The 18,634-nt window shown below is 57.8% G+C and carries 16 protein-coding genes; 10 read left to right on the top strand and 6 right to left on the bottom strand.

Translation table 11 applies throughout. The features are described from left to right. Positions 1 to 275 precede the first annotated feature (275 nt). The 7 genes from Harman_RS15730 (at position 276) to Harman_RS15700 (ending at position 8,772) form a co-directional block, all read left to right on the top strand. The gene (locus Harman_RS15730; RefSeq protein WP_137684727.1) at positions 276 to 1,427 is read left to right on the top strand and encodes a hypothetical protein; all 1,152 of its coding nucleotides are present in this window, start codon (positions 276 to 278) and stop codon (positions 1,425 to 1,427) included. A gap of 262 nt (positions 1,428 to 1,689) precedes the next feature. Then, positions 1,690 to 2,472 (top strand): hypothetical protein, encoded by a 783-nt coding sequence (locus tag Harman_RS15725; RefSeq protein ID WP_160140698.1) that lies wholly within the window; start codon positions 1,690 to 1,692, stop codon positions 2,470 to 2,472. A 425-nt stretch (positions 2,473 to 2,897) separates the two neighbouring features. Further along, a complete protein-coding gene (locus tag Harman_RS15720) occupies positions 2,898 to 3,917 on the top strand; it encodes an NAD-dependent epimerase/dehydratase family protein (RefSeq protein ID WP_200830918.1) in 1,020 nt (339 codons plus the stop codon). Beyond that, positions 3,914 to 4,933, top strand: coding sequence for an NAD-dependent epimerase/dehydratase family protein (locus tag Harman_RS15715; RefSeq protein WP_137684725.1), 1,020 nt, complete (start codon positions 3,914 to 3,916; stop codon positions 4,931 to 4,933). Before Harman_RS15720 ends, Harman_RS15715 begins: the two co-directional genes overlap by 4 nt. Next, positions 4,933 to 6,198 (top strand): glycosyltransferase family 4 protein, encoded by a 1,266-nt coding sequence (locus tag Harman_RS15710; protein ID WP_137684724.1) that lies wholly within the window; start codon positions 4,933 to 4,935, stop codon positions 6,196 to 6,198. The genes Harman_RS15715 and Harman_RS15710 overlap by 1 nt, the downstream gene beginning before the upstream one ends. Beyond that, positions 6,198 to 7,550, top strand: coding sequence for a sulfatase (locus tag Harman_RS15705; RefSeq protein ID WP_137684723.1), 1,353 nt, complete (start codon positions 6,198 to 6,200; stop codon positions 7,548 to 7,550). Before Harman_RS15710 ends, Harman_RS15705 begins: the two co-directional genes overlap by 1 nt. A 4-nt stretch (positions 7,551 to 7,554) precedes the next feature. Beyond that, positions 7,555 to 8,772, top strand: a complete 1,218-nt coding sequence (locus Harman_RS15700) for a glycosyltransferase family 2 protein (RefSeq protein WP_137684722.1) — start codon at positions 7,555 to 7,557, stop codon at positions 8,770 to 8,772. Between the two features lie 640 nt (positions 8,773 to 9,412). Here the strand turns inward: Harman_RS15700 and Harman_RS15695 are convergent. From Harman_RS15695 to Harman_RS15675, 5 genes are read right to left on the bottom strand one after another with little or no spacing between them, the layout of a single operon-like run. Beyond that, positions 9,413 to 9,847 (bottom strand): PTS fructose transporter subunit IIB, encoded by a 435-nt coding sequence (locus tag Harman_RS15695; protein ID WP_137684721.1) that lies wholly within the window; start codon positions 9,845 to 9,847, stop codon positions 9,413 to 9,415. Beyond that, positions 9,844 to 11,529: a phosphoenolpyruvate--protein phosphotransferase gene (gene ptsP, locus Harman_RS15690; protein ID WP_137684720.1), complete on the bottom strand. Its 1,686-nt coding sequence runs from the start codon at positions 11,527 to 11,529 to the stop codon at positions 9,844 to 9,846. Before ptsP ends, Harman_RS15695 begins: the two co-directional genes overlap by 4 nt. Next, positions 11,522 to 11,809, bottom strand: coding sequence for an HPr family phosphocarrier protein (locus tag Harman_RS15685; protein WP_137684719.1), 288 nt, complete (start codon positions 11,807 to 11,809; stop codon positions 11,522 to 11,524). Before Harman_RS15685 ends, ptsP begins: the two co-directional genes overlap by 8 nt. Then, positions 11,806 to 12,282: a PTS sugar transporter subunit IIA gene (locus tag Harman_RS15680; protein ID WP_137684718.1), complete on the bottom strand. Its 477-nt coding sequence runs from the start codon at positions 12,280 to 12,282 to the stop codon at positions 11,806 to 11,808. Before Harman_RS15680 ends, Harman_RS15685 begins: the two co-directional genes overlap by 4 nt. A gap of 11 nt (positions 12,283 to 12,293) precedes the next feature. Next, a complete protein-coding gene (locus Harman_RS15675) occupies positions 12,294 to 13,433 on the bottom strand; it encodes a PTS fructose transporter subunit IIC (RefSeq protein ID WP_137684717.1) in 1,140 nt (379 codons plus the stop codon). 244 nt (positions 13,434 to 13,677) lie between these two features. On the opposite strand from Harman_RS15675, the gene Harman_RS15670 reads away from it, so the two are divergent. Beyond that, entirely contained in the window at positions 13,678 to 15,636 is a 1,959-nt protein-coding gene (locus Harman_RS15670; RefSeq protein WP_137684716.1) for an archaea-specific SMC-related protein, read from the top strand. A 50-nt stretch (positions 15,637 to 15,686) separates the two neighbouring features. Here the strand turns inward: Harman_RS15670 and rdfA are convergent, their stop codons facing one another. Next, a complete protein-coding gene (gene rdfA, locus Harman_RS15665; RefSeq protein WP_137684715.1) occupies positions 15,687 to 16,283 on the bottom strand; it encodes a rod-determining factor RdfA in 597 nt (198 codons plus the stop codon). A gap of 372 nt (positions 16,284 to 16,655) precedes the next feature. Between rdfA and Harman_RS15660 the strand changes: the two genes are divergently transcribed. After that, positions 16,656 to 17,267, top strand: coding sequence for a hypothetical protein (locus Harman_RS15660; protein WP_137684714.1), 612 nt, complete (start codon positions 16,656 to 16,658; stop codon positions 17,265 to 17,267). After that, on the top strand, positions 17,264 to 18,574 hold the full coding sequence (locus Harman_RS15655; RefSeq protein WP_200830916.1) for a hypothetical protein: 1,311 nt from the start codon (positions 17,264 to 17,266) through the stop codon (positions 18,572 to 18,574). The genes Harman_RS15660 and Harman_RS15655 overlap by 4 nt, the downstream gene beginning before the upstream one ends. The last annotated feature ends 60 nt before the right edge of the window (positions 18,575 to 18,634 follow it).

Below are 18,634 nucleotides of genomic sequence, written 5' to 3'. Positions count from 1 at the left end.
ACTTGACCACGATAGTAGGCCGTACCTCTCAGTAGGGTGGCCCTATCGAAGGAGATGGAGTCAGTAAACTCTCATTTAACACGGTACATCGTAAGTAAATGTAGCACATCCGTTTGTAACGAGGCTCCACTTTGCATGAGAATCTCGGTAAGGTATAACTACGCTTAATTAAGGATATCATAGAGCACTGTGTACATGCAGAGAAATGCCAAAAACCGATCCGCGCCAGCAACAAACCTAGCGGTTTCCGAACGTACGCGAACGGGTGAAAAGCGATGAAACACGGAGCATACATTCTCTCCGAAAGCCGAGTGAAGCAGTTCGAAAAGGAGTGGTTGGACGGCGAGAAGATCGATCTTATCACGACGACCTTCACTGAAGGGTTCCACGATTTCGTCGGAATTACGTGGGAACCCGGTGCGGGTACGGACACGAAGGCCAAATCACTCCAGCGGACGTTCGGTCAGACCGACCGTCAAATGATCATCGCATACGAGTTCGCAGGCGAAAACCGCGGTAATTACGCCCCGCCCGCACGCGGGGACTTTGATGGAAAATACCGGAAGTTCGCTCGCAGTCTGGTCGATCTCGGGATGGGCGATTCACTCATCGCGCCGAACCACGAGTTCAATCTGGACTGGGGGTCGAAATCGGCGATGGATGAACCCGAAAATTACCGGGACGGCTACGCTCGATGTGTCCGGGAAATGCAGTCTGTCGACGGAGCGAATTTCACGTTCTGTTATGCGCCAGCACGCAACAGACTCGGCGTCGCACCTGAAGCATGGCCGGTTCAATCCGAGTACTGGCCAAGCGGCGAATCGCCGCCAGTCGTGATGCCATCGTTCTACGATGCCGGACAAACATATCCCGATGACCTGTCTTCGATCAGCCAATCGGAACTAGAAAAACTCCGAGACGAGATCTGGCAGAACAAACACAAGCCACTGTTGGACATGTGGAACGATTTCGCCACAGCGAGGAACACGACGCTGGGATTCCGTGAGTGGGGTGTCGGAAACGATGCCTACTACAACCCATCCGGCGGGGATAACCCCGAATTCATCCACCGGATGTTCGATTATATGCGTAACAATAACGTTGAGTTCCAGGGGTACTGGAACGCAGAATCGGCTGGTGGCGGTAGCCACCGTCTCTGGCCGGAAAGCGAGACGAATCTGATCGACTCCGGAAATGCCTGGCAGAACGAGGTTCTCGTCGATATCGGGAGTGAAAACGAGACCAGCACTGAGACACCTACTGACGACGGATCCAACTCCGATGACAGTTCACAACCGACGAACCTCGGCAATTATACCCTGCCAGCACAGGGGTCTCTAGATTGGCATATCCCGCTTAACGAGAACTTCGCCAGTATTGAAGAGGATATCAAGACACTGAACGAACGTCTGGAACAGCTTGAATAACCGCAACTCGTTTTAGAAGGCTGAGGTGCGGCAACCAATCTAGTGAAAAACATTTTGAACAAAGAATATAAATGAAGTGGTAATGCCTAGCTCCCGATTCGTTCAGAATGCCGTTCGCAATCGTATTCCAGGGGGGTCACAGGTAACACAGCTAGCGGACGCGTTGTTGAAAGTCTCATCGTCGTGGATCCCCCACGGTGTTGATATATTCGACCGAGAGTGGGACGTTCTCGTTATTTTAGATACATGCAGAGCTGACGCAATGGATCAGATCGCCTCGGAGTATTCGTTTCTTGACTCCGGAACGTCGATTTGGTCCCGGGGGAGTGCAACGCGTGAGTGGGTTCCGCACACGTTTACCAACGAGAACATCGACCAGATCAGGAAAACGGCACTGGTAACTGCTAATCCGACAAGCAGATGGGGGCTAGGTCACGAGGCTGAACCGAACTGGCCCGAGTTCTTGGAACGGCTTACTCGCTGGGATACTGTTGAACCGAGCGATTTTTGCGAATTCGACGAAGTGTGGCGATACGGTCCAACGAATCCGTTCAGCGGTACCGTAATGCCGTATGCCGTGACAGACCGTGCGATAGCGACCTGGCGGGAGACAGCTGCCGATCAGATGATCGTACACTATCTCCCACCGCACATCCCCTACGGTGCACGAGCCCTCGCGGAAAACCGACCACTGAACGAGATAGAAGAAGACCCGTGGAGTGCATTAAAAAACGGGACCGCCAGAGAACGAGTTTGGGATAGCTATTTGGAGGAACTTGCGTTCGGATTAGAGAGCGTCGAAACGTTGATCGAAGACATCGACGCAGAGAAGATTGTTATTACCTCCGACCACGGAGAAGCGTTTGGCGAGTTCGGTGTTTACGCACACCCGATGCTACCCATCCCACCGCTTCGGAGAGTTCCATGGGTTGAAACATCCGGTCAGGGTCGCAACGAGTACACGATTCGTCTGGAACCGGATACTGTCGACGATAACCTTGAACAGCAAGTCGAAGAGCAACTCGAAATGCTTGGGTACCGCTGATTTTTCGGAGTGAATCCACATCAGCCGACACTAATGGTACACCTCAGTACCACCAGAAAACAGGAGTTAACGGGATACGGTCGAGACGCGACGCATCTTGTCGATGCACCCGTTGTGCCCAGATTGAACGTGGCTAACTCAGATCCACGAGCAGACCGTTGTAGCTTAGTGGTAGATTGATCGCTCTATGGAAAGAATAGAACCATGTGGTGGAAGCAGCTAAAGACGAATTATAATGCCCAGTATTGTTATTTTTAAATAAGTACGCAGATCTATTTGCCAACGTACTATTAGTGTAGTCATTTCTGGCTCTAAAAAATCGGGTTAGTTGAACGCTATTCAACTGTAGTAGTATCTTGCCTGGTCAATAGTTGTAGTAAACGTCACATAACAATGTACTCACAGAATTTCCACTGACTCAAGCCATGTGTGTCAACCTATCAGATGGTAACATCCTCGTGACGGGTGGAGCCGGGTTTATCGGATCCTTCCTCACCGAACGATTGGTTTCGCTTGGTGCCGATGTCCGGGTCGCTGATAATTTTTCACGCGGAGATCTATCGAAGCTAGAGTCAGTTCGTGATAGCATCGAAGTACTCCCCGTCGATCTAACGACTCAAAAAGGATGTATCGAAGCAACGGAGGGGATCGACTACGTGTTCCACCTGGCCGCGAGCGTGGGTGGCATCCACTACATCAAGAATGAGAACGTAGGGGGGCTTACGCCCAGTGTTCTGATGAACCAGTTTATGCTTGAGGCGGCACGAATCAACGATGTTGATCGGTTTCTGTTTGCCTCAAGTGCCTGTGTGTACAGGCAACAGCACGACGACCTGAATCTATTCTCCGAGGATCAGGCGATTCCCGCGGATCCACATAGCACCTATGGGTGGGCAAAACTACTGGGGGAGATTGCCTGTGAAGCATACCAAACTGATACAGATATCGCGACCAGCAGTGTTAGGATATTCAATTGCTATGGTCCCCGAGAGAGCTTGGATCCCGAAAGCAGTCACGTGATACCGTCACTCTGCCGAAAAGTTATCGAAGCCTCAGATGGCGATAAGATCGAGCTCTTCGGAGACGGCTCACAGCAGCGAGGATTCATTTACGTAACTGATCTGGTTGACGGGATGCTTGAAACGTTTACAAAAAAGGCCGACGGGGAACCGATTAATCTCGGGAACTCTACTGAAGTTGTGACCATCAAAGAGCTCGCGGAAATGATTATCGAGATCAGCGGGAAGGACCTCTCGCTGGAGTACGACCGCTCGAAACCGACAGGGACCGACAAATACGCCTGCGATATGACAAAAATGGAATCAGAACTCGGCTGGGAGCCCACGGTACAACTCGAAGATGGACTGCAACGGGTATACAGATGGGCAGAAGTGGAACTGGGAGCCCGCCAGCCGGAGATCGCGACAAACCGAGGCAAGCTATGATCGATTGGAGTAAGGAACGCGTACTGGTCACTGGCGGTGCGTCGTTTATCGGGAGCCATTTGGTCGAAGACCTCGTCAAGGCGGGGGCGACCGTGCGCGTGGCAGACGACTTTTCGAGTGGCGAAAGGGAGAATCTCGACGCAGTCAGAGACCAGATTGAAGTGGTCGAAGGAAACCTGAAAAACGCGGAATTCACCGATAGGGCCACACAGGACATCGATACTGTATTCCATCTCGCTGCAGATCACGGTGGCCGAGGGTACATCTCGAACTATCCGGCCAACTGCGCGACCAATATGGCCCTTGACAATATTGTCTACGGGTCCGCAGCGGAGAACGGCGTTGAGCGAATAACATTTGCCTCCAGCGCATGCACGTACCCCACCGATATCCAGCAGAACCGTAAGCGATTGCAGGAAGACATGGTGAGTTTCGATGAACGGGGTGGTGCGTACGCCGACGAGGTGTATGGATGGGCCAAGCTCATGGGTGAACGTTCTTTACAGGCATATCACGAACAGTACGATATTGATGCGAGTATCGTGCGAATATTCACCGCGTATGGCCCGCGCGAAAACGAGACACACGCGATAGTCGCGCTCATGGCGAAAGCGTACGCCAGACAAGACCCGTTCCGAATTTGGGGGGACGGGGAACAGACACGTAATTTCACGTACGTGAAAGACATCACGCGGGCACTCCGTCTAGCCGCCGAGAACATTACAGATGCGACGCCGGTCAATGCGGGTATCAGTCGCTACGTCTCGATCAACGAGGTCGTTGATGCAATCTTCACCCACCTTGACTGGGAACCAAGTGAAAGAGAGTACATGACGGACAAGCCCGTCGGCGTTCGTCACCGAGCTGCGGACACGACGCGTGCTGAAACTCTCCTCGACTGGGAGCCCGAGTATACGCTCGAAGCGGGACTAAAGAACACTCTCGACTGGTACACAACGAATCGAGACCGGGAATACGTACGGGAAAACCTAGAGACTCTCCTTCACGAGAGATAATGTCTGGGGATCACAAAGAGTACCTGCTGGTCACTGAGTACTTTCATCCGGACACCGCGTCGACTGGCCAACTGATGACAGACCTTGCCGTGGGCCTCCACGAACGCGGTCTGGATCTGTCGGTGTACACCGGTCAGCCGAACTACCACAGCGGAGCGAACGAACGACAGCCGACCCATTCGACGCACGAAGGCGTCCCGGTCCGTCGTATCAGAGCCCCGCAGGTCCGGCAGTCGTCGATAGTGCGTCGACTCATGAACTGGGCGCTGTTTACCACCTGGATGACGGCCCTGTTACTCTTTGAACGAGTCGACCGTGAGCGAGAACTGATTTTCGTCACTTGTCCGCCGTTCATGTCCGCCGCGATGTGGTTCGTCTGCACCGTTAGAGGCTGGGAGTACACCTATATCGCCTACGACTTGTATCCGGACGAGCCGGTTGAGCTGGGCTATCTGCAAAAAAGTGGTGTCGTCCATCAGCTATGGGAAATGTTCGATCGGAAAGCGTTCCAAGACGCAAAGCACGTCGTTGCGCTCGGTCCGGTGATGAAATCGCGTATCAGTGCGAAAGGGGGTCAATCGTTCGACACTGACAAGGTCAAAATCATACACAACTGGGAAGACGAGGAGTTTATCACTCCAATGGCGAAGTCAGACAACTGGTTCAGTAAAGAACACGGGTTAGAGGATACGTTCACGGTCCTCTATTCAGGCAATATCGCGACGTTCCACGACCTGGAGACGCTGGTCAAAGCAGCTGCAGAACTTGACGACGCTGATATTCAGTTCCTCATCATCGGTGAAGGAGATAACAAAGAACGAATAATCGATCTCGCGGAAGAACTGGGCGTCCGGGGCGATACTGTCCGTTTCCTCCCGTATCAGCCTTGGGAAGACCTGCCTTACAGCCTCACTGCCGCCGACGTTTCGGTTGTAGCGGTGAAAGAAGGGTTCGAAGGGATCGTCGTATCAAGCAAGCTCTACACAGCGATGGCTGCCGGGCAGCCAGTGTTCGTGATTTCCCAGCCGAACGACGACGAGGCACAACTCATCGAGCGGTTCGACGCGGGCGTCAACGTCAAACAGGGGGCCGTAGAGGACGCTGCAACCGCTCTCGAACGCTGGCAACAGAACCCCGACCTCGTTGAGAAACAGGGGCAAAACGCCAGACAGGCTTTCGAGGCGAATTTTGTCAAAGACATCGCTATCGACGAATACTATCAGATGCTCTCGGGGACGGAACAAATCCAGATGGAGGCCAACTAATGACAGCAGACACCGTCGATAACGTCCTCCTCATCACGTACGACTCGCTCCGCTACGACACTTGGAAACAGATGCAGCCGTCACTCACTTCGGGTCCGAAACTGGAACGGGCTGGAGTGAGTTTCGACCAGGCGTTCGCAACTGGCCCGGGGACGACGCCGTCGTTTCCGGGGATGTTGTCCGGGACACTGCCGTTGTCGTATGACGGACTCGGTCCACTGACCGACGATAGGCCACGTGTCGCAATGGAGCTCCGTGAGCGCGGGTTCACAACGGCCGGGTTCCACAGTAACCCCTTCCTGTCGACACATTTTAATTACGATGTCGGGTTCGACGAGTTCAAAGATTACCAGAACCCGATGATGGGGGTCGCAACGAAGATATTCCCCCGCGGTATCGAAATAAACAACCCGAAACTCGAGCGGATCGACGACGCGATCAATCTGACCGGATTACTGAAATCTGCGTACCGGCGTGTCAGTGGGAAAGCGCGACCATACGTCGGTGCCGACGTTATAACGGATGATGCCGTTGCCTGGCTCGAAGACGCAGACAGTCCGTTCTTTTGTTGGGCTCACTATATGGACGTTCACCATCCCTGTTACCCGCCGGCGGAATACAGGGAACGGTTCGGCGTAGAGCACATCGACGTGGAAACGGTCTCAGATCTGTACTCGATGTTGCTTGACGACTCCACAACTCTCACGGATGAACAAATTGAGGAGATGCGTGCGCTGTACAGAGCGGCTATCGTCTACGTCGACAGCCAGATTGACCGGCTTGTCCAGACACTCAAATCTGCTGGGAAGTTCGAGAACACGCTCGTGGTACTCACGTCCGACCACGGCGAGTTGTTCGGTGAATACGGGAAGTACGGAAAGCCGGAGCGGATGTACGACGAACTGGTGCAGGTCCCGCTCGTAGTCGTGAACGGCCCCGCCGCAACCGAAAGCGCGTCGAGCGAACTAGTGAGTCTCCTTGATCTCCCGCCACTGTTCCACGAAGCGACCGGAGTAGCAGTACCCAGTGAGTACGAAGGGCAGTCACTCGCGTCAGAACCTCGGGAACACGTAATTGCCGAACACGAAGTCCGTGGGGATCCGATTGTGGGCGTTCGTTCACAGGACTGGCTCTACGAGATAGACCAGCTCCGTGATGAGACGCGTGTCACCGAGATACAGTCGAATCGTGAGGTGTCGTCTCTGACACAGACTGAAGAAGAATCGATTGCCGACATCAAGTGGATTGCGGAACAGCGGATCAACCGTATCGGGTCGAGTGCAGAATCAATCGGCGAACCACAACTGGATCACGACGTGGAAGCCAGACTCGAAGACCTCGGGTATCGATAGATCGATGACGATTAAAAGAGATCAAGCAAAGCAACAGGACTCTTCCTCAGTGACACAGGACGAGTTCCTTGTCACACCGGACAAAGATGTTGAGCCGGTTCTAAGCGTTGTGATGCCAACGCTCAACGAAGAAGAAGGGATTGTAGAATGTATCGACCGGATCAAAACAGCTATTGACGAGCTTTGCATTCCGACGGAGATCATTATAAGCGACAGTTCGACAGACTCGACGCCGGAATTAGCTCGTGAACGTGGAGCAATCGTAGTTACACCTGATCGAGAGGGATACGGCTACGCGTATCGCTATGCATTCAATCAGGCCCGTGGCGAGTACATTGCGATGGGTGATGCGGATACGACATACGATTTTGAGCAGCTTCCGCGGTTACTTACCCCTGTCCAGAACGGTGATGCTGACATCTGTATGGGCAGTCGATTAGACGGGGAAATCAGGGACGGTTCGATGCCCAAACTACACCAGTACGTCGGGAATCCATTACTGACGCGGTTCCTGAACACGTTCTATGGCGCTGGTGTGAGCGATGCTCATAGTGGTTTCCGGGTATTTACAAAGGATGCGTTAGAGACTTTAGAGTTAACCACAACCGGAATGGAGTTTGCAAGTGAGATGGTAATGAAGGCTGGAGCGAACGATCTCACGATTACAGAAGTTCCGATAATCTATCACGAGCGGGAAGGTGAGGAGACGTTAAATAGCTTCAGGGACGGCTGGCGACACGTTCGGTTTATGCTAGTGAATGCACCGGATTATCTGTTTTCGTATCCGGCTGTGGCACTGGTCTCACTCGGTGTGATTGTTATGGCTCTCTCACTCAGTGGGATCACAGCGGGTGGCGTGAATTTTGGGCTTCAAACAATGGTCGGTGGATCACTGTTGTCGATTGTAGGCTATCAGATTTGGACCTTAGCACTGTTCAGCGCAATTGCCGCAGACCCGATAAGAGAACCCAAAAGCGCACTTATCGGGACTGTGAGAGATCGGTTCCAGCTAGAGACTGCCGCCTCAATTGGCGTTGTCATAACCGGAATTGGGATGATATACCTCGTCGGTGTCTTCATTCAGTGGCTCATCGCTGGTGAACCAGCACTACCAAGCGCTATGGCGACATTGCTCGCCTCGACTGGGATCATCATGGGAATTCAAACGATATTCGGATCCTTCTTTATGAGTATGCTGGCCGATCGTTCTAGCAGTAACTGAAACTACAGCAGGCTGTTACCGGCCCAGGCCGCGATACCGGGCACATACACACGCGGAATGTCAGGCCAATACGATCAAGGCAATAATGGACAGGTTACCGACACCGTCGTCGGTTGTAATGTAGCGATTTCCAGCGAAGTTGGAAGATGTCGGTGGGTTTGACGAACTGTAGGGCCATGAAGGGGTCGAGTTGATCGACTGTGTCTGCAAATCGGACACCGTGTGGTACTCGCCCAACCCTGTTGGTCGAATATCCGTTCGCCGAGTCCATTCTGGACTACTTATACTGTCGGCTGGAAGTCTGTGAAGGCTATCGCCACCCCGGGTGGCGAAGATCTTGAAATAGTTACAGCCGACAGTATTAGAAAAACAATACCGGCATGGTAACGAGTCCATTCAGGACTACAAGATCAGAGGGTCCCGATGCGGATTATGAGATGTATACTGCTTCCCACACATTATCTCGACTCCACCGTATCGAAATCGAGTATCAGTACAGTCGGACAGGTCGTGAGCAATATCGGGATGATCCACGGTGATCTGACGTATGAGGTTGGTTCGATCGGGGAACAGACGCCTGATAACACAGCGGATAGCAATTAGATCGCCCTTTTGCTGCCCTAACAGAGAATCGTCTGTCTCAACTGAACAGGCGCTTGAGCCGGGCGACGAGGCTCTTCGATCGGTCGCCGCCGCGGCGACGTTGCTGGTCAGACCCGGTACCGGTGGAATCGCTCCCACCGGATGCATCCTCGGTGTCCGACACGTCGCCATCGGCGGCCTCAAGGGCATCTTCGATCATCCCTTCGGCGTCGTTCACGGCGTCTTTGACGGTGCCTTTGATCAGCGGAATATCGGTGAACCGATCCTGGCTGACCGACGTGTCCGAAGCGATGATGGCGGCGTCAGCTGATTTGATGTCCGCTTCGGTGAGTTCGTTCTCCGCGCCCATCGCGCCCTGGACTTCCACTTTGATGTCGTGGCCTAGTTCTTCGGCTGTCTGTTCGAGGTTCTCGGCTGCCATCTGACTGTGTGCGATCCCAGTCGGGCAGGAGGTGACTGCGACGAGTTTCATGGTTCTAATGACGTGTGTACTTCGCTGCGCGTTGCGGCGAGTCGGGCGCGGTCCCCGCGCTCGCTCGCGGAACTGTACTCGGTTTCGGTGATGGCCGTCTTGACTTCCGGAATCGTCACGGCGCTCATGCTGAGCTCGTCCAGGCCGAGGCCGACCAGCAACTCCGTCAGGTCGGGGTTGCCGGCCATCTCGCCACACATTCCGACCCAGGCGTCTTCAGCGTGTGCCGCCGTGACCGTCCGGTGTATCGCGCGGAGGACCCCCGGATGCGTAGGGTCGTGCAGGTCGCCGACGCGCTCGTTCTCGCGGTCGGCGGCCATGACGTACTGCGTGAGGTCGTTCGTCCCAATGGAGAGAAAGTCAACGCGTGCGGCGAGCTCGTCGGCCATGAACGCAGCGCTTGGCGTCTCTATCATCACGCCGACTTCGGGATCTGCGGCCTCGGCCTCGCGGCTTTCGAGGTCGGCTACCGCTGCATCCAGCGCATCGAGTGCGGCGTCGAGCTCCTCGACGGTGGCGACCAGCGGGAACATGATGGCGAGGTCCCCGGCCCCATCCGCCCCAGCGCGCAGGAGCGCACGGAGCTGGGTGGCAAACAGGTCCGAATCGGGGTCGAGCGAGCGCCGGATCCCTCGCTCCCCGAGGAAGGGGTTTTCTTCCTCGGGTAGATCGAGGTACGGGATGCGCTTGTCGCCACCGATATCCAGCGTCCGGACGACGACGCGCCCGTCGGGGAACGTGTCGAGTGCCTCCCGGACAGCCTCGTACTGCTCGTCTTCCGAGGGTGGTGTTTCACGGTCGAGAAAGAGGAACTCCGTCCGGTAGAGACCGACACCGTCGGCTCCCCGCTCCGCTGCGGGTTCCAGTTCCGCCGGCTGACCGATGTTCGCCGCCACCTCGACGTGTCGTCCATCCGTGGTCTCGACGGATTCGTCGACGATGGCTGTTCCCGAGTCGCTCGCTGCGGCCGCCCGCTCGGCCTCGTCGGGGCCGACCAGCAGGGTTCCGTTGTCGCCATCGACCACGACCTCTGTACCGCCCTCAACAGATTCGAGCGCGTCGCCGACGCCGACAACGGCCGGCAGGGCCAACGAGCGGGCGAAAATCGCCGCGTGGGAAGTCCGGCCACCGGTGACCGTGGCGAACCCGGCGACACGTTCCGGGTCGAGTTGTGCCGTGTCGCTGGGGGTCAGGCGCTCGGCGAGGACGACACTGCCCTCGGGAAGGTCGCCGAGGTCGACCCGCTCGCCGTCGGTCAGCAGACGGAGGAGGCGGTCACGCACGTCACGGAGGTCGTCTGCGCGTTCAGCCATTCGGCCGTCCATCCCCTCGAACTGCTCGATGTGTTCGCCGAAGGCGGCGTCGACGGCGTTCGGCGCGGGCAGCCCCTCATCGATCATCGTCTCGACGGCGTCCTCGATAGTCGGGTCTTCAAGAAACTGGATGTGTGCGTCGAACACCGCGGCTTCGTCTTCCCCGACACGTTCGGCGGTCGCCTCGCGCTCGGACTCGAGTTCGGCGCGGGCGGTGTCGACGGCGTCGGCGAACTGCTCGATTTCCGTCTCGGGATCGATGTCCACGTTGTCCGGATCCGGGAGCGCGATGTCCCGTCCGTACCAGACGACCGAACCGACACCTGACCGCGGCGTCGCGCCGGTGCCGTGGAGCGTGCGTTCAGCCATCGTCAGTGTCTAGTTCCTCCTCCGGGGTTGTTAGTATTCGCTCTAGTTCGTCGAGGACGGCCTCGGCGTCCGGGCCGTCGGCGACCAGCTTGATGTCGTCGCCCTGTCCGACACCGAGGCTGGTGACGGCGATCATACTCGCCGCCTGGACGAGATCGCCGTCCGGATGCCCGGCCGACACCTCGGCGTCGTGGTCGTTGACGGCCTGGACGAACGCCGACGCAGGGCGGGCGTGCAGACCCGCTTCCGGGACAATCGTCACAGTGCGTTCGACCGTCATGCGATGGCCTCCCGGAGCGCGTCCTGAACGGTCGATTCGTCCTCCGCCTGGTGAAGCCGATCCCGGACATCGTCGTGCATCAGAGCCCGCGAGAGGGAACTGAGGATGTTGAGATGCTCCTCGCCGCCGGCTTCCGGGACGAGAATCATGAAGATGAGCGTCGCGGGCTCGCCGTCCATCGAGCCGAAGTCGACACCTTCCTCGGAGCGCACGAACGCAAGCGACGGGCGGCTCACAGCGTCAGTCTTCGCATGAGGAATGCCGATTCCCATGCCGACGCCGGTCGTGGTTTCCGATTCACGCTCAAGCAGCGCTTCGAGTGCTTTCTCTCGGTCCTCGACCCTGTCGCCCTTGACCAGCAGATCGAGCAGGTACTCGATACACGCTTCCTTCTCGGCAGGCGGCTCGGACAGCGAGATGTGGTTCGCCGGAATCAGTTCGTCGATGTCGTCCTCTGAGATTGCGTCTGTCATTGTAACTGTGGTTAGTCGTCCGTCGGCTGTGTACTGCTCGTCTCAGCGCCAGCGTCGACGCGGTCTTCGAAGTCCGGCTTGATAACCGTCGCGATGACCGCAGTCACGAGCGAGCCAAGCAGGATGCTGCCCAGGAATCCAAGCGGCTGGTTCGACAGCGGGACCACGAAGATGCCACCGTGGGGGGCGGGCATCGTGACGCCAAGCGCCATCGAGGTCGCACCGCCGACGGCGCTGCCGGCCACGATAGCTGGGATGACCCGCAGCGGGTCCGCGGCTGCGTACGGAATCGCGCCCTCTGTGATGAACGACAGGCCGAGCACGATACCGCTTTTCCCGTTCTCGTACATCTCTGCCGCGTACTTGTGGGGGGCGATGAAGTTCGAGAGCGCGAGGCCGATCGGCGGAATCATGCCGCCGATCATCACCGCGGCCATGGGCGCGTAGATCTCCTCCGTGATCAGCCCGGTCGCGAACACGTAGGCGACCTTGTTGACCGGACCGCCCATGTCGAAGGCCATCATCCCGCCGAGGATGAGGCCGACAACGATAGCCTGACCGCCCTGCATCGACTGCAGGAAGGAAGTCAGGCCCTCGTTAGCGAGTGCGACGGGGACGCCCAGCACGAACAGCATGATGGGCGTCAGGACGGCCATCGTCGCGACGGGGATGAGCAACACCGGCATCATCGGCTGGATGAACTCCGGCACGTCGAGACCCTTGAAGAAGCGCGCGACGTACCCCGCAAGCAGCCCAGCCACGATTGCGCCGAGATAGCCAGCGCCAGCCTCACCGCCGGACATACCGATCACCGTCGCCGCTTCAGCGACGACATTGCCCTGCTGCAAGATGTACGACAGCAGGAACCCCGGCGCGAGCCCCGGACGGTCGGCGATGGCGTACGCGATGTATCCGCCCAGGATCGGAACCATAATCGTCAGCCCGGCACTGCCGACCTGAGCGAGGAACCAGCCTGCCGACCCGGTGTTGTCGAACACTGTCTGTGTGTCCCCCACTGCGTACGCGACGGCGAGGAAGATGCCGCCGATGGTCACGAAGGGGATCATGAACGATACGCCAGTCATCAGGTCCTCCTTGACGGAGGTCACGTGAGAGCGAAGCATGCTCTCTGCTCGGTTTTGATCTGCCATGGTCAACGACAGTGTCAGCTACGCTCATGGGTTTATATAAAGATACACGTTTGAGCATGTTATTTACCGATATTGAGCGATATATGGATTTGGCCGATTGTTTTTGCACGGAACTAGCTCCGCACTTGGCGTGGAATAACAGACATAGGTGTGTTAGTTGGGGCTGACTACAGTCGTGAAGCTCCGGTTGGGCAGCGCCGCGCGCGCCACAGTATTTATGCGTGTGACTCGCTCATATCCGCTTATGGGCTCTCTATCGGTACCCGGGGAGACGGCCACGTTCACCGTCGAGAAGATCGGGGGGATCGACGAGACGGCGGTCGAGATCCCGCCAGGGGTGACTGTGCTTCGGGGCCGAAACGCGACCAATCGGACATCGTTTCTCCAGGCAGTGATGGCAGCACACGGGAGTGAGTGGGCGAGTGTCAAGGGCGATGCCGACCAAGGCCGGGTCGAACTCTCACTGGCCGGAGAAACGTACACGCGAACGATGACTAGGACGGGTGACGGTGTCGTCGGGTCGGGTCCCGCTCTCCTCGCTGACCCGTCAGTTGCGGACCTGTTCGCGTTCCTGCTCGAAGACAACGAGGCCCGGCGGGCCGTCGAACTTGGTGACGACCTCCGGGAGCTAATCATGCGACCGGTCGATGTGGCGTCTATCCACCGCCAGATACGGACGGCCGAACAGCGCAAACAGGAGATCGACGCGGAACTCGACCGCATCGCGTCGCTCAAGCAGGAACTCCCTGACCTCGAACGCCAGCGGGCGGACCTCCGCGAGGAGATAACTGAAATACGAGCCGACCTGCAGGCGGTCGAACAGCGGATCGACGACCGGAACGTCGATATTGAGGCGACACAAACAAACAGGGATGAGCTTGAAACCGCCCTCGACGAACTCCAGGCGACTCGGGCCGAGCTCAAACGCGTCCGCAACGACATCCAGTCGGAACAGGAAAGCATCACAGCGCTACGTGACGAGCGCGGGAGCCTCGCAGTCGAACGGGCTGGTCTCCCGGAATCGCCCAGCGAACGACTCAAAACACTCGAATCAGATATCGAGCGCCTCCGCAAGCGAAAGCGGGAACGCACCGAATACACGACGCGGCTCGAAAACGTTATCCGCTTCAACGAGGAACTTTTGTCCGGTGAACACCGGGAAATAACCGAGGCTGTCGACGCAAAACCCGAAAGCGTAGGCGACATCACCGACCAGCTCTATCAGGGCTCCAAAACCACCTGTTGGACCTGTGGCTCACGGGTAAAGTCGGAGCGCATCGAATCGACACTCCAGAGCATGCGCGACCACCTCCGGGAGACGGTTTCGGAGATCGACGACATCGAGGACGAACTCACGGAGTTGACAGACCAACAAGCGGAGATTCAGGAGACGGTCACGCGAAAGCAGGAACTCACGGAGACAATCGACGAAGTCGACGCCGAGATCGAACGCCGACAGTCGGCTGTCAACGACCTTCGTGAGCGACGGGACAACCTCTCCACCCGGGTCGAAGAGCTGGAAGACCGGGTGTCTGAACTTCGGACTGCGGAGTTCGACGAAGTGCTCGACCTCCATACCGAAGCGAACGAGCTAGAACTGCAACTGGACCGGCTCGAATCGGAGCGAGACGAAATAACCGAGGAGATCACCGATATCGAGTCCGAGATCCGCCGCGACGACGAACTGGCTTCTCAGCGGGAGGAGGTGGTCGACGAGCTGATAGAGCTTCGGTCGCGCATCGACCGGCTCGAAGCCGAGGCGACCGACCAGTTCAACGAGAAGATGAACGACCTCCTCGATATTCTCGGCTATGGCAACATCGAACGGATCTGGATCGAGCGGACCGACACGCCCGGTGATCCGGTCCGTGCTGACGACGAGGGGATCGCAGCGTCGACATTCACCCTCCACGTCGTCAGGAGCACCGAGGGGGGAACCGTCTACGAGGACACGGTCGACCATCTGAGCGAGAGCGAACGCGAAGTGACTGGACTGGTGTTTGCCCTCGCCGGCTATCTGGTCCACGACGTGTACGAGGAAGTCCCGTTCATGCTGCTTGACTCACTCGAAGCGATCGACTCGGAGCGAATCGCCTCGCTCATCGAGTACTTCGCCGAGTACCCCACCTATCTCGTCGTCGCGTTGCTCCCCGAGGACGCACAGGCGCTTCCGGACACGTACAACCAGATATCCGACATCTGACCGATCAGTGTCTGTTCTTGGCCCTCTCAGTGTCAGAGACACCCTCTCGCTTACTGGCAATTGCAGCCGCCGCGGTTGAGGAGATCGCTGATACTATAGCGGGTCCCACAGTCCTGACAGCGAATATCGATGCTCACGAACACGCGGTACTCGCCGACCGTGAGTTTGTCACCGGAGTCCAGTCGGTCGACCGTATCTCGGACGACCGTCTCGACGCGACTGCGCAGTCGGTCGATAGTGCCTCGTTCCCGCTCGACCTGTTCGGTGTCGGGTTCGGACTCGTAGCGCACACCACGAATCTCAGTCAGGTAGTAGCGTATCGCCTGGTACGTGACGAACTCCTGTTCGAGCTTGCCGACATCGATACCGGCTCGTTCGAGGCGGTTTCGAGCTTCGATTCGTTTGCCCGCGCTCACGTCCTCGGCCGTCAAGAGCCGATAGAAGTTCGCCGGTTCGCCGTCGATCACGTCCATCCCCGCGTCGCGGATCGCTGCGACGAGGAGTGCTCGATTGAACCGGTCGGCGAGATCACGGAGACTCTGTCGCTCCTGGTTTTCCCCGAGCCAGGCCTGCTCCAGGTCTGTCCCCATCGACTCCAGTCCGTACGCGTCGATCAACTGTGCGACTTTCGACTGCTCGGACCCCATTATCCCCAGCACGGGGCGGGACGGTTTAGCCGTTGTGTTGCGGTATCGGCGGTTCCGACACACATTCAGCGGTTGGATTAGTTACTGGATTCAGGGCCGCTACTATCCAAAGCTTGACTTTTGAGTGAGCAAACAACCCAATGTGCAGCCTGCGTTTGTATTTACAATCCATCAGTCACAATATCGGTCGGGGTGATTCGACAATAGTATTCCACTCGTGAGCTGTCTGGACGCTCAAAAGCGCGCATACCGACCGCGATGATTTTATACCTGACAATAGAAGCCCGAAGGGACACGATGGTTCCCTCCACACGACGTGCCCTCCTCTCTGGCGCGTGCGGACTAGCCACCACGGTAGCCGGCTGCAGCGGGATGTTCGAAAGTACCTCCGAGTCGACGGGTACCGCGTCCGCAGACGATAGCCCCCCGGAGACTGGCACGGAAACCGATCCGGCGGCGGTCGTCACACGCGTTGACACCGACCGCCTGCCTGTCTGGATGGACGGCAGCCGTCCGACCGAAGATCGCAACTCGCCTCGCCTGGAGTCGGAAGTCATCGATTCGGCGTCGAAAGCTGCTCGGATTACCGTCGCCGACGACGTGGATCGGTCGCCGATCGACTCGTTCCTGGATGCGACCGATTTCGAAACCGAGACCGTCTACCTCCAGAGTGTGCTGGTCGAGGAGTGTTTTCGGCTAACGCTCTGTCAGATCAGCTGGATGACGGACAATATCTCGACCGATTACGGCCGGGTGACCCGTCCCTACACCGATCCCTGCACGGCCGGAAACGAATTGTACGCCGTCTGGTTCATCCGTATTCCCGAACCGATCAACGCTGATGACATCTCCAGTTACTCCTCCTCCATTGGTGGGAGCGCCTGTGAGGGGCGGCGAGTCAGCGCTGACAGCGAAGGTGGGAGCATGTCGGCTTCAGCCAGGGAGCAACAGACGGAGACAGAGACAGGCGGTGAGCAGGCATGACGGACAAGCCGTCCGAAACCGACGGCAGAGCCGTTCGGCTGACCCGACGTGGCGTGCTCGCGGTAGCGGGAGCCGGTGCCATCGCCGGCTGTAGCAGTCTGAACAGTTTGGGTGGTTCGGATACGCCAACCATCGATAGCTATGACCTGCCCGACATCCAGCGTGACGACGAACGAGAACCCCCGGTCCCCCCGACAGTTCCGGTTGAAATCGCGGCGGAGCACTTCGATACCGTGCGCGAGCGGGTTCGCTCGCTGCTGGCGACGCTTCCGACGACCCTGGGGGCCGATGAGATTCCGAACGGTCACATTCGCCAGCGCTTGACGGACGCCGCCAGCGATGCCTCCGACGGCCTCGACAGTGCGCGGACGGCCCGAACCGGACTGGTGGCGCTCCGGTCGCTACGACGGGCACGCGAACGCGCCCGGTATGCCGCTGCGGGATGGGGCGTCGCCGACCGCGGGCTTGCCGCCGCGAAACTTCGAACAGAATACGCCCGGACGGTGTCGGCTGCCCGGTCAGCACGGCAGGACCACGAATACCTCGGTACGGACCCGGTTCGGGCGGCACTGGTCCACGCCCGCATCGAGGCAAGACTGGAGCGGGCCGGTAAGACGGAGATCACGCCCAGCGAAGATTCGGCGTTGCTGTCAGTCGCCGAATGGGGCGAGACGGCCGAGTCCGCACAGGCGTATCTCAGTGACGCCCGGCATATGCAAACGCAGTTCACAGCATCGCTTCCAGCCGATGCCGGGATGGTCACACCAGAGCTGACCGACGCCGCGGAGACGTTACTCGCGGATGTCCGCGACAGGCAGGCAAAGCTGCCGCCGGAACCGACTGCCGACGACCGGACGCCAGAGCGGATTGTTTCTGCGGACATTCGCCGGGACGCCGAGAGTGGAGTCAGCCGAATTTCGGACGCCATCGGGCCGGCGAATGCCGTTATCGATGCGCACAACCGACTCGCCCGGTTCCAAGCGCTGGAGCACATCCAAAAGCGCCGAGAAGCAGGGGAGCTCACTCGCCCGGTGGATGCAAAATCGGTTTGCAACATCCGACGGACTGCCTACGATGTACTCACCGGGACGCTCGAATCGAGTTCGCATCCGGAACTTGTCCGGACAGTTCTTGTCGACGCCAGCTACCAAGTAATGGCCGCTGACCGCGAGCTAACGCATCACCGGGGGGAGATTCCGGCCGCACATCTCGACAGCAGCATCGCGGGATACTGGCATGCGACAGCACTCGCCCGTGCAGCACCAGTTGCAGCGGACCAAACCGTTTCGGTGCTACGATATGAGTAATCTGTCAACCGTTTCGCGGACAGCAACTCCCCGACGGGATTCTGTGGCTGAAAGCAATCA

It is taken from the genome of Haloarcula mannanilytica (assembly GCF_005406125.1).
GTDB lineage: Archaea > Halobacteriota > Halobacteria > Halobacteriales > Haloarculaceae > Haloarcula > Haloarcula mannanilytica.
This window is presented reverse-complemented; position numbering and strand designations above follow the sequence as displayed.